The sequence below is a fragment of the Paenibacillus pabuli genome (assembly GCF_039831995.1).
Lineage (GTDB): Bacteria > Bacillota > Bacilli > Paenibacillales > Paenibacillaceae > Paenibacillus > Paenibacillus pabuli_C.
Map to the genome: position 1 here is coordinate 576386 of NZ_JBDOIO010000003.1, position 12806 is coordinate 589191.

General features: G+C 44.4%; 7 protein-coding genes. All 7 read left to right on the forward strand.

The genetic code is table 11. From position 1 onward, the window contains the following. Positions 1 to 11 precede the first annotated feature (11 nt). The 7 genes from ABGV42_RS04840 (at position 12) to licT (ending at position 12802) form a co-directional block, all read left to right on the forward strand. Positions 12 to 422, forward strand: coding sequence for a GH32 C-terminal domain-containing protein (locus ABGV42_RS04840; protein WP_347380628.1), 411 nt, complete (start codon positions 12 to 14; stop codon positions 420 to 422). After that, positions 419 to 2695 (forward strand): GH32 C-terminal domain-containing protein, encoded by a 2277-nt coding sequence (locus ABGV42_RS04845; protein ID WP_347380629.1) that lies wholly within the window; start codon positions 419 to 421, stop codon positions 2693 to 2695. Before ABGV42_RS04840 ends, ABGV42_RS04845 begins: the two co-directional genes overlap by 4 nt. A 195-nt stretch (positions 2696 to 2890) precedes the next feature. Further along, complete coding sequence (locus tag ABGV42_RS04850; protein ID WP_347380630.1) at positions 2891 to 7360, forward strand: GH32 C-terminal domain-containing protein; 4470 nt, start codon at positions 2891 to 2893, stop codon at positions 7358 to 7360. A gap of 497 nt (positions 7361 to 7857) precedes the next feature. After that, on the forward strand, positions 7858 to 8733 hold the full coding sequence (locus ABGV42_RS04855; protein ID WP_347380631.1) for a serine hydrolase domain-containing protein: 876 nt from the start codon (positions 7858 to 7860) through the stop codon (positions 8731 to 8733). 166 nt (positions 8734 to 8899) lie between these two features. Beyond that, the gene (locus tag ABGV42_RS04860; RefSeq protein WP_347380632.1) at positions 8900 to 10405 is read left to right on the forward strand and encodes an alpha/beta hydrolase family protein; all 1506 of its coding nucleotides are present in this window, start codon (positions 8900 to 8902) and stop codon (positions 10403 to 10405) included. A 443-nt stretch (positions 10406 to 10848) separates the two neighbouring features. Next, the gene (locus ABGV42_RS04865) at positions 10849 to 11589 is read left to right on the forward strand and encodes an alpha/beta fold hydrolase (RefSeq protein WP_347383143.1); all 741 of its coding nucleotides are present in this window, start codon (positions 10849 to 10851) and stop codon (positions 11587 to 11589) included. A gap of 364 nt (positions 11590 to 11953) precedes the next feature. Next, positions 11954 to 12802, forward strand: coding sequence for a BglG family transcription antiterminator LicT (licT, locus tag ABGV42_RS04870; RefSeq protein WP_347380633.1), 849 nt, complete (start codon positions 11954 to 11956; stop codon positions 12800 to 12802). The last annotated feature ends 4 nt before the right edge of the window (positions 12803 to 12806 follow it).

A 12806-nucleotide genomic window follows, 5' to 3' on the forward strand; every position in this document is an offset into this window, starting at 1 on the left:
TCGAAGCGGACATGGATATTGGTTCTACGGACGAGGTTCATATCATCATGAAATCCACCGGAGAGAGTGAAACGGTTGTCGGATATGATCCTGTTCGCCAATGGTTATTTATTGACCGCACGAAGTCGGGTCGGCATGAATTTCACTCCTCATTCTCTAGCAAGCATGGTGCCCCCATGGCTCAGGAAAATGGAAAAATTAAGATTCATATTTGGCTAGATCGCAACGCAGTTGAAGTGTATGGGAATGAAGGTTTGGTTGTATTGACTGACCAGATTTTCCCGGATGCTCCGATGGATACGATCTCCATTCAAGTGAAATCAGGACAAGTGATACTTGATTCACTGCGTATAGATACTCTTCGGTCCATTCACATTTCTAAAAACCTTACAGAACAGACTTCAAGGAGGGCGGATGTATGATCCAAGCATCCAATAACCGGGGGTTGATGATGTCCTGGGCTTTCGATGAAGGATCAGGTGCCACCACTGTGGAGAGCGTGTCGCAATTAAAAGATGATATTCAGTATGTATTTAATCAAGCAGAATTCACAGAACCCCGTGACCCCCAGTGGAGACAAGGAGTAATCGGAAGTGGCCTCCTTTTTGATGGATACTCGACTTATATTTCCCATCCAGTCAAAAAAGGAGAATCAAACGACCAGCTAGAGAGTGGAGCCGCTCTCAGTATAGGAGTTTGGGTAGCACCGCGTTCTTATGAATGGGGTTCTGAAGGCAAATTGGCTGCCATAGTGAATCACCACAATAAAGATCGAAACGAGGGGTATTTGCTTGGTATGTACCGTCACGGCTCCTGGTCCTTTCAAGTCGGTCTTGAAGGAGGAGATTGGAAGGAAGTATGGTCACCAGACGGTAATGAACTCCCAAAGAACGAATGGTCTTACGTAAATGCTGTATTTGATGGGAACCAAGGAGAGATGAAGCTGTATTTAAACGGCAGAGAAATCGCATCGACGGCTTTGCCTCGGGGTTCCCGCATAGCCCAAGCAACAGACACGGAACTGCTCATCGGTAAGAATAACCACAGTAGCCTGTTAGTTGAAAGATTTAGCCTTCATATGTTTAGCGGTATCCTGGATGAGCTCAACATCTATAGTCGGGTTTTAAGCTTGGAAGAGGTGGTCGGTTCTTATCATGATGTGTTGGACGCTTATGGAGGAGCGCTGCCGCAGCTATCTTACGATGAGATCAAGCTAGATCGGACACCGCTGCTGGCTGATCGACATAGACCCCAATATCATGTTAGTCCGCCGGCTCATTGGATGAACGAGCCTCATGCACCCATCTATTTTGCCGGACAATACCACTTATTCTATCAGCATAACCCTCTTGGGCCGTTCTTTCATCAGATTCACTGGGGACATTGGGTAAGTAAGGATCTCGTTCATTGGCGGGATCTTCCTGTAGCCCTGGCCCCTGAAAAAGATCAACTCGCCCCGGACGGGATCTGGTCGGGAAGTGCAGCATATGATGCAGACGGTCTACCTGTCTTGTTTTTTACGGCAGGGAATGATAAGGCTTCGCCGAATCAGAGCGTGGCCCTTGCTCGAAGCACGTATTCTCTGGATAAAGAGCCCGATCTGGTTCACTGGGTCAAACATCCGGAGCCTTTAATTGTACAAAAGGATGGGATGGGTGCATTCGGCGATTTCCGCGATCCGTATGTATGGAAGGAAGACAACCAGTGGTTCGCTTTGGTTGGATCGGGAATGGAAGGAGAAGGTGGGGCAGCACTGGCCTTTGTATCACAGGATATGCTGAATTGGACGTACAAAGGGCCATTCTTTGAAGCTGACATTCAGAAGTATCCGTATCTTGGACCGATCTGGGAGCTCCCCGTGTTCCTTCCACTAGGTAGTAACCAGCAGGGAGAGAACAAACATCTCCTGCTCGTAAGTCCTGTGGGACAGGGAGCAGATGTCGAGGTATTCTATTGGATTGGTCAATTTGACAAGCAAAACGTATCATTCATTCCGGATCAAGAGGAGCCTCAGCTGATTGACGTTGGTGATTTCCATTTTACGGGTCCGAGCGGAATGGTTGATCCCAAGACTGGTAGAAAGATCGTATTCACGATAGCTCAAGGTGACCGAACGCCCGACTTGGAATATAAATCGGGTTGGGCTCATAATGGAGGCTTACCGCTAAGTGTGTATTTGCGAGACGATGGACGGTTAGGTATTGAGCCGATTCAAGAACTTCAATCCTTACGCGGCACCAAGCTGCTTTCGTTAAGTGCCAAGCCACTGGCTGAGGCAAATGATTTGCTACAAGATGTTCGGGGGGACATGCTAGAGATCCGGTTGGAAATAGAACCGGGGACTGCCAAACAATTCGGAATTAAAATTCGACGTACACCGGAGGGAGAAGAAGAGACACTACTGTTTTATGATAAAAACGAGTGTATGCTCGCTGTAGATCGGACGAAAAGCACGCTTCATCCAGGAGAACAATGTAGTGGAGTTCAAGGTGGTAAGCTCGACCTCCTAGATGAAAATTTGAAGCTACACATTTATTTGGACCGCTCCATGGTCGAAGCGTATGCCAACGGTTTGAAAAGCCTAACGACCCGGGTGTATCCAAGCCGTAAGGATGCTTTGGGGCTTGAGATCTGGGGAGATGGTGAACTGTTGGTTAAATCAATGGATATATGGGAAATGAAATCCATTTGGTAAACAGAGCGCTTAAGAGCGCCGTCCCCTTTTAGGGACCGAAGTTAAAAGAGTGAATTCAATATTTTAGTATCGCTAACTTCATCGTTCTTTTTCTCTCCTTTCTTGCTACTTTACTTTTCATCCTTGTTTACAGGAGAGTTATCAAAATCCGATATCGATGTTTTCTGAATATGAAATCATGAAGGAGGCTCTTGAATGAGGAATGTAAAAACAAGGAGAACCTGGATCTCCAGAATGGTCATATGGGTAATGATTCTCCAGCTTGTTGCTCCTGTCATATCGGCTGCAGCCGAAACTGAGGTGGAAAGAGATCTCATTTCAAAAGCTGATGCGGATTTGTCCATTACGGATGCAGTTTATCAAATCCAGAATCCCGGATTTGAAACTGGCGATTTGACGGGATGGACTGTAGTTAAAGGCAATGCGTTCGGTCCAAACAGCGTATCAGACGAAACCACTTGGTGGGCAGAAGAAATCCCGTATAACGCGGAAGGTGAGTATCATTTAAACGGGTGGAAGAATGACGAAGCAGCAACCGGGACACTTCGTTCTAGCACATTTAAACTGAGCGGAAGCGGATGGATCAGTTTTAAGCTTGGCGGTGGAAAAAATCCTAATAAGGTATATGTGAATATCGTGGAAGCGGATACAGGGCGAGTTATTGCTAGGTACGGTAACAGCGCCTTCGCTGATGTTGGCTTCCCAGATCCTGACCAGGGCATGCGGCTTGCGAACATGGAGCAGTATAAGGCCGATCTTTCCGAATATCTGGGCAAGAAGCTGTATGTCGAGATCGTAGACAATGCAACCTCGGATTGGGGCGTGATATTTGCGGATGCCTTCTTCATGTACCATGAATCTGAACCGGCTGAAGGAATTGCAGCCACAGATATCAAGCCGGATTTTGAACGATATCAAATTGAAAATCCAAGCTTTGAAACCGGGAGCTTAACAGGCTGGACGGTTGTAGAAGGTGAGGCGTTTGGTCCAAACAGCGTATCGAACGAAACAACCTATTGGGTCGAACAAATCCCGTATAACCAGGAAGGCACTTATCATTTAAACGGGTTGAAGTATAACGAGACGGCGACGGGTACGCTTCGTTCCAGCACCTTCGAGTTGGGGGGAACAGGCTGGATTACCTTCAGACTGGGCGGAGGTAAGCATACGGATCAATTGTATATGAGCGTCATCGATGCGGATACAGGAAACGTGATTGCCAGGTACGGAAACACCGAATTTAACGAGTCCGGGTTCCCAGATCCGGCACAGGGCCTGAGACTCGCGAATATGGAGCAATATAAAGCCGATCTGTCCAAGTATATAGGCAAGAAGCTATATGTGGAGATCGTTGATCGTGGTCATTCCGATTGGGGAGTAATCTTTGCGGACGCTTTTCACACCTTCCATGAAGTTGTACCCGAAGAAGGTGTCATGGCAGAGAACATAATGCCGACAGAGATTGGAAATCCCAGTTTCGAAACTGGAAATTTGGAAGGCTGGAACGTAGAAGGCAATGCTTTCCAAGTGACTGACGAAGCACGGGCCGGCAAAGATGGGAACTTCTATGTCAAGTCCTCTATGGAAGAAAAAGGTACCATCACTTCCAATACGTTTACGCTGCAGGGCACCGGGACCATTGATTTCACTGTGTTAAACATCCAAGGCAGTCCTGACGACGCTTTCGTCGGTCTTTATGATGCAAGCAGCGATGCATTACTTTTCCATACAAGCAATGTGAGCGATAACGAGAAAATTTCCTGGAAAGCTCAGGAACATTATAACAAAAAGCTCTATATAAAGGTTGTAGACCTATCCAGTGACGCTAGCATTGCAGTAGATGCCTTTCAAGCTCATGGAACGGGAGACATTTTCTATATGAACCTTGATGAAGGTGCGGGGAAGAAGGCACTTGAGCAAATAAGCAACCTTGAGCATGATGTGGACTACGTATTTAACAATGCCAGATATATGGCCTCCAAGGACCCGAGATGGACTCCGCGCGGAGTAAAAGGCGGTGCCCTGTTGTTCGATGGCTACTCCAATCAAATTGAGGTCAAGGGAAAGGATGTCCTTCCTGTAAGTGACGCGTTAACGCTTGAAGCATGGGTCGCCCCACGCAGCTACGAATGGGGAGACGGAAACAAGTTGTCTGCAATCGTAAACCAGTCCGATCAGGATAAAGCGGAAGGTTTTGCTCTAGGCATGTATCGGCACGGTACATGGTCCATGCAGGTCGGGATTGGAGGCCAGTGGATTCAAGTTTGGGTAAAGGATCATCCACTCGAAAAATACAAGTGGAATTATGTAGCTGCTACTTTTGATAAAAAGGATGGAATGATTAAGTTGTACCTGAACGGTGAGGAAGTGGCCTCCCAAACAACCCCCGTCAACATTCCAATTACACCATCTGCAGAAAGCTTGATTATTGGTAAAAATAATAAACCCGTAGAATTAGCCGGTTTATTCTCTTACAATATGTTTTCCGGTCTCATTGATGAAGTGAAGCTGCAAAACAAAGCTCTCACTGGTCAGGAGATCCTTGCTGAGTATGAGAAGGTGAAGTCACTTCACGGCGGTTCGGTCCCAGATATTCCGGATGGTGATATTGATGAGGACCCGAGTGTGTTTGACGGTGATCAGCACCGTCCTCAGTATCATGCGATGCCACCGCAAAACTGGATGAATGAAGCACATGCGCCCATTTACTATAACGGCAAATACCATTTATTTTATCAGCATAACCCACAAGGTCCATACTGGCATCAAATCCACTGGGGACATTGGGTGAGTGATGATATGGTGCATTGGGAAAATGTGAGGCCTGCTCTTGCCCCCGAAGCAGGCACGCTTGATCCGGATGGTGCATGGTCAGGCAGTGCTGCATATGATCGCGACGGAAATCCCGTTTTGTTTTATACCGCCGGCAATGACTCCCTGTCTCCGAATCAAAGGACAGGAATTGCGACACCGGCCGATTTGTCCGACCCCAATTTAGAACAATGGGTGAAATTCCCTGAACCAGTTACAGAGCAGAACGGAAATGGTATCCATAATGAGTTTCGCGACCCATTTGTTTGGTACGACGAAGAGGTAGACAAATGGTATCAGTTAGTGACCTCCGGTCTTGAAGACTTCAGCAGCGGCACAGCTTTAGTGTATGTTTCCGACGACATGTACAATTGGGAATATAAAGGGCCGCTGTACGTTAGTGACAGAAGCGTCTATCCGGAACTGGGCACCGTGTGGGAACTTCCGGTACTACTGCCAATAGGCAAAGACAGTACAGGGAAGCAAAAGTATATTTTCATGATTAACCCCCATGAAAAGCCAGAACATGTTCCTCCAGCAAACGATGTTCAAAGAGATGTTGAGGTTTTTTACTGGATTGGTACATGGGACCGAGATAACTTTAGGTTTATTCCTGATCAGGAGTCTCCTTCCAAAATGGATGTTGGCGATGGATATTTAACTGCAGAAAGTGGTATGGTGACACCCGATGGAAGAACGGTCATTTACTCCATGGTGCAAAATGTAAGAACACCACAAGCGGAATACCAAGCAGGGTGGGCTCATAACCTCGCTTTGCCCGTTTCACTCAGCCTGGATGAGCATGAAGACTTGCGCATTGAACCGATTGAGGAATTGCAGAGTCTTCGGGGCGATAAGGTGGTTGATTTTTCAGATGAAAATATGACTACTGCGAATCAATTGATTAAGGATGTTAAAGGTGACATGCTGGAGATTGTCATGGAAATTGAGCCAGGTGATGCGGAAAAATTCGGTCTTAAGGTACGACGATCCGATAATGGTCAGGAAGAAACATTCATTTACTACGATAAATCTAACGGGACTTTTAATGTGGATCGGACGAAGAGCAGCATTGATCCGGATGTACGCGTGGATGGCATTCAAGGTGGATACGTAGATCTGGACGGAGAAAATGTGAAGCTTCACATCTTCCTCGATCGTTCGGTTGTTGAAGCCTTTGCCAATTATAAGAAAAAACTTACAACCCGCGTTTACGTCGGCCGATACGACTCATTGGGTTTGCAGATTTGGGCAGATCAGGATATCACGATCAAGTCAATGGAAGTATGGAATATGAAAGCCCTAACCGGTGAGGCGGCAGCACCAGTGGACATACCAGCCAACTGGGACAACACCGTGTATACGGATATTACGGAACTACCTAACCATGATTTTGCTACAGGAGATTTGAGCGGTTGGATCACGGAAGGAGATGCGTTCCAGGATGTACATGTGACCGACACTTCTTTTTTCTGGGACACGATCTATTTCAATCCGTCACATAAGATTCCTGGCGGATATCACTTATGGGGATTTAATGAGTCAGCCGGTGGTGACAGCTTAACGGGGACGCTGAGAACAGTAAATTTTGTCCTTGGCGGGAATGGGAAAATCAATTTCCTTTTAAGTGGTGGCCGTGATATGGATAAGCTTTATGTTGCGCTAGTCCGAGTATCAGACGGTAAAACGTTATTTAAGGAGACAGCATCGAATTATGAAGAATACCAAAGGAAAATCTGGGATGCTTCGGAATACATCGGTGAGGAGCTCTATATTAAGGTAGTTGATCAATCCACTAGTGGATTTGGACATATTAACGTGGATGATTTCAATGTACCGGTTAAGATTCCTTAAACGAGAGATGCTCAACAGGAGTTTCAAAAAAATCATAGAGCAGCTTGCCAATTGGCAGCTGCTCTATTTTGGTATTATGTCACTGGACAAGAACATGCTCATTTTAAAGATTGACGTATATCTAATCTTCATTTACTCCGTTCATCCATTGAACTAACGAGCAGCTTAACGTGGAAACATATTTTCCATACCTCAATTCCAAGTTATGGTAATATAGAGTTGGAATTCTGAAAAATATGCTGATCGCAACATTCGCTTTATGTAAGCATCTTAAAACTAAAAGGAGTAACTTTTACTATGAAGGATTTGGATTTACATAGTTTTGTATTAGATTACACGAAAGATAAGAAACATTTACATCTTGCTATCGGGATTGTTAGGGAGGGAGATATTGAATACTTTTCGTTTGGTAATAGTAAAAAGAACAGTATCGTCCCTCCTGAAAATATGTTGTTTGAAATCGGATCCATAACCAAAGTTTTTACATCCTACTTCTATTGGAAATGGAACGGGAAAAACTGCTTTCCTCGGATGACATGGTTGGTAAGTTCGTGCCAAATGTTGAAAATGATTATTTGAATAAAATTACCTTGAAAAACCTTGCTACTCATACCTCGGGATTACCTATATTGGCAACCAACCACAATCTGGCTAAAAAAAGAGCAAATCCTTATTCAATGTATACCGAGCAAGATTTAACTGCATTTTTATCTAATGCTGACTACACGGATAGCATCGGTTCGTTTGGATATTCCAATATCGGTGTGGCCATACTGGGAAACATTCTATGTAAGGTGTCAGGAAGCAAGTATGACGAACTGTTAAAAAGATATATAACGAGTCCATTAAAGATGGATGAGAGAGCCGTTATGCTGGATTCAGAACAGGATGGCAGGTTTTTGAATGGACATGCTTCTACTGGGAAAAGAGTCCCTCATTGGGATCTTTCTATACATGAAGGAGCTGGAGGAATTAAGTCCTCTGTTCGCGATTTGAGTTTATTTGTCCAAGCCAATCTAAATGATGATAATCCGATAGCCTCTACGCTACAAAAAAGTCATCTCCCGATGTGGATCGGAAATTCAAACCGTTATTTTGGCTGGGGTGAGGATAAACTTCTAGATCAAGGTATACTCTGGCATAACGGGGGTACAGCTGGTTTTAATAGTTATTTAGCTTTCAACAAGGAACTCCGTGTAGGAGTTGTATTGCTATCAAATTATTCTTTTTTCACCAATGTGCTGATGGATTATTATATTGCTCAATTCATAAAATGGATTACTAAAAAAGAGCCTTCTCAAGGAACTATGATAGACTCCACAGGTAAAAAAATATTGGAAGCAATCTTAAGTAGTGAAAAGTCATTAAACTAACGGGAAACGATAGTTGAAGAAATCACAACTCAGCAACCGGCTGTTATCTGGACTATCACTCAATCTTACAAGTGTGTAAGGCAATTGTCATATAAATCAATGGTAGTAACATAGCTGCTCCTTTAGACTAATCCACTGATAGGATTATTTTTAAGGGGGAGTTGGCGTGAGATTTTTAGAGATGCTGCTTTTCTTTTTAAGTGTTTGTTTGTTGGTGCTCCTGTTCGTTTACAATCAACGTATTCGAAAATCAACCCTCCTCGTGACAAGCGGAGCAAGCTTCATTTTTTTAGTGGTACATTTGCTTGTCGAAGGATACAGGATTCAACTTTTATTTCTATACGGATTCATAATTCTGATGTTTATTCTTTCGGTTATAGGCATTTTCATAACGCCGAATTTCGTTTGGAACATCTCTCGAATCCGAAGGGTACTCGGCAGACTATTTATCGTGATAGGGCTAATTGCCACTGGGGGCTTCCTCTACGTATTTCCGGTCTTCGACCTTCCGGTGCCAACCGGCGAGTTGAAGGTAGGCACGCAAGTCTTTCATTTTATCGATTCAAGCCGGGAGGAGACATTTGGAAAAACCGCGAAAGGTAAAAGGGAATTGATGGTTCAGGTATGGTATCCGGCTCAGGCTGGCACTGGAAATTACGCTCCTTTTATTCCTGATACTCAGATTTTACGTTATATGGCTGGGAATTATGGCCTTCCCGGGTTTCTTTTTCAACATCTAAAGTATGTATCCAATCATGCTTATTTGGAGGCCAAAGTCTCTTCGAAACTGAACGCATACCCACTGATTCTTGCAAGTCCAGGGTTTGGCTCTTCCAGGTTCCTCCACACGACGCAAGCCGAGCATCTCGCGAGTCACGGATATATCGTGGCAGTAATCGATCACACCTACAATACATTTGCAACCGAATTTCCGGACGGTCGAATCACAACCGACACAACCAACGAGTTATTCTCGCCTGATCAGGATTATAGGGAGACTAGAAGAATTCGCGACAAGTTGGGAAAAGTGCTAACTAAGGATGTAATATTTACGCTGGACCAATTCGAGCTTATCCAAACGGGACAGATTCCAAGTAATCTAAAAGGGAGGATGGATCTCGGTCATATCGGGGTGTTTGGTCATTCCATTGGCGGAGCGACGGCTTATGACGCTTCATACGATCCGCGAATCGCGGTTGGAATAGACCTTGATGGAGGGCTTTATCGTTTGAGTGACAGAGAGGGTCTGCGAAAGCCGTTTTTGTTTATCAACTCGGAAAGCTATCTCGAAAAATTAAAAATGGTGATGGAAAAACGGGTCTACACGGATGCAGAGCTTAAACGTATGGGCTCAACAAGAGAGTGGGAGGATCAAGTAACGGAAGACAAAAAGTTAGAGCTTGAGAGGATGCGACTAGCGGTCGACGAAGGGGGGCAAATCCTCTATATAGAAAATACGGAACATTTGAATTTTACCGATGTACAGTTCATTTCTCCGATTTTCAACATGCTAGGCATTACAGGAAAGATCGCACCCGCAAGAGCAAACTTCGCTATCAATGCATACATGCTGGATTTCTTCGATTTGTACCTAAAAAATCAAAATGGAACCTTAATGAAAGGACCGAATAACTGCTTTCCAGAAGTGAAATTCGTAGACTCACTATTATAAACTGCGGTAGATACTGGAGTTTCTTTCATTGTCTGAGTCTTTCCAATGTTATTAAAAAAAGAAGAACCCTTTCTCACATCGGGATCGCCTGAAGATAAAGAAGAAGCTGCTAAAAGAATATTAATATAAGACTTCACATAAATAACGATTTTTTTGTATCAGAAAAGGTTTTTACTGACATAATCCAAGAACTTAGTTCTATTGCTAGAAAGTTAAGAAGATGGTACTTATCGAATAGAGATATTTATCTGTTTCATTAAACTAACGGGCAGGTTAGAGTGATGACTTCGCGAAAACTTCATACGATTTGCGTGAATATTTTTTGTTATCGACAGTACGTCCTGTCATAATTTACAATGATTAACAGGATATTATTGCCTTAGTGAGGAGGATGACAAGTGGAGCTTTTTTACGAAATCGAAGGGGAGGGATCCCCGATAGTCATGATTCACTCGGGAGGTGTCGACTCAAGGGTGTGGAGGTATATGGTGCCGGAACTAGCGCAATCCTTCAATATCATTACCTTCGATGGTCGAGGAACCGGTCGCTCGGCTGCAATGCAAGAGCCGACTTCACTTGTGGAAGATCTGCGCAAACTTCTCGAACATCTCGGGCTAAATCGTGTAACACTTGTCGGCCATTCCATGGGTGGGCAGGTCGCGACTGATTTTACGTTATTATATCCTTCCATGGTGAAGCAACTTGTGGTGATTGCTCCTTCATTGACGGGATTTGTATATTCGCAGGAATTCACCAATTATATGACATCGGTGAATGCGGCCGCTCCCGATATTTCTAAGCTTGTGGGGTTGTCCTTAGCTGGGCCGAACTATCGGGCTACGATGGCTAGCCCCCATGGGAGTTTTCTCAGTGAAATGCATGCTCACTACATGACAAGAGTATTTACCGAGTGGAGATCCTTTGAGGTCCTGTGGCCAGAGCCGCCTACGATTGAACGGTTAGAGCAAATTGCAGTAAGTACTCTATTCATACAAGGAACAATAGAATGGCCGGACATGTATAATATCGCCGAACATTTCAAGCGTGTCCCTGCGATTCAGTTTGCCGAAATCCAAGGGGCCGATCATATGCTTATCCTAACTCATGCGAAACAACTAGCAAATTGCATCCAACATTTTATACTGGGAGAGCACGATAATGCCGTGGATCCAAGAAGTGAATGAACGGATTTGTACGCCGCCGAGGAAAATAATCGTAAGGCTCCACGTGGAGGTTATTTGGGTTAGTCGAAAAAAGTATATCGCGGAAAAGGAAAATCCACCAACCTGAAATGCTTGAAAATATCAGCTGGTTTTTGTTTATAGGTACAAGTTATGTCCGAGTCAATGACAAGAACTTGTTCCGATTGCCGGCCTAGACAAGTAATTGTTCCTAAGCTTGACACCGATTACATTGTTGGTATAAAATACAGCTAAATAAGGAGTGTTACTGATTCGATCAGGCACCACCACAGTCTGGATAACATGAGTGTATACTTGTGTTTGTAGACAATGGTGGTGCTTTTGTCATATAGGGGGTGAAGGCAGCATGAGATTCAAAAAGTCACTGAATAACAACATCGCCCTTGTCGAAGACGACGAAGGTTGCGAGGTGATTGTCATAGGCACAGGCATTGGTTTCAAAAAGGCCAAAGGGCAATACCTTGATCGGGACCAGATCCAGAAAATGTTCAGAGTTGAAGCCAATGACAAATACCAGCAAATCGAACAATTTTTCAACGATATTCCTCTGCAAATCATCGATATAACCGATGAGATTATTGAAATAGGTCAGGAGAAGATTGGGAAAAAACTTAACAGTTCGATCCTGTTGACCCTTGCGGATCATATTCATTTTGCACTTGAACGCCATAAAAGCGGTATGGATGTGCAGAATCCCCTTCACTGGGACATACGGCATCTGTATCCTGTGGAATATCGTGTGGGCGTACAAGCCGTGGACCGGATTAACGAAGCTTTTCACGTAACGATGTCCCCTAGCGAAGCGAGTTCCATTGCACTTCACTTCGTGAATTCGCAGCTCGACTCAGGCAGCATGAACCAAACGATAAAAATTACTAAAATGATCAATGAAAGCCTAGAGATCATGTCCCAACATTTCGGCATTGCGCTGGATCAGGAGTCTGTGAACTATTCCAGATTCATCACCCATCTGCGTTACTTCATCGTCCGCCAAATGAACCGGGAGATACTTTCGTTCAAGGATCAGCATTTTTTGTATGACGTGTTATCGGAACGTTATCCTTCCAGCTTTCAATGTGCGCAAGAAATAAAGGAGTTTATGGAACGGCAGCATGAGTTCACCATTACTCCTGATGAGATGGTTTACCTAATGATTCACATCGAGAGAGTGACGTCGCATTCCGATGCGGACTAACACA

What these genes read in the sequence shown, in the direction of transcription:
- licT (WP_347380633.1), top strand. Translation starts at nt 11,954, where the DNA reads ATGAGATTCAAAAAGTCACTGAATAACAACATCGCCCTTGTCGAAGAC.
- ABGV42_RS04865 (WP_347383143.1), top strand. Translation starts at nt 10,849, where the DNA reads ATGATTCACTCGGGAGGTGTCGACTCAAGGGTGTGGAGGTATATGGTG.
- ABGV42_RS04850 (WP_347380630.1), top strand. Translation starts at nt 2,891, where the DNA reads ATGAGGAATGTAAAAACAAGGAGAACCTGGATCTCCAGAATGGTCATA.
- ABGV42_RS04840 (WP_347380628.1), top strand. Translation starts at nt 12, where the DNA reads ATGGATATTGGTTCTACGGACGAGGTTCATATCATCATGAAATCCACC.
- ABGV42_RS04845 (WP_347380629.1), top strand. Translation starts at nt 419, where the DNA reads ATGATCCAAGCATCCAATAACCGGGGGTTGATGATGTCCTGGGCTTTC.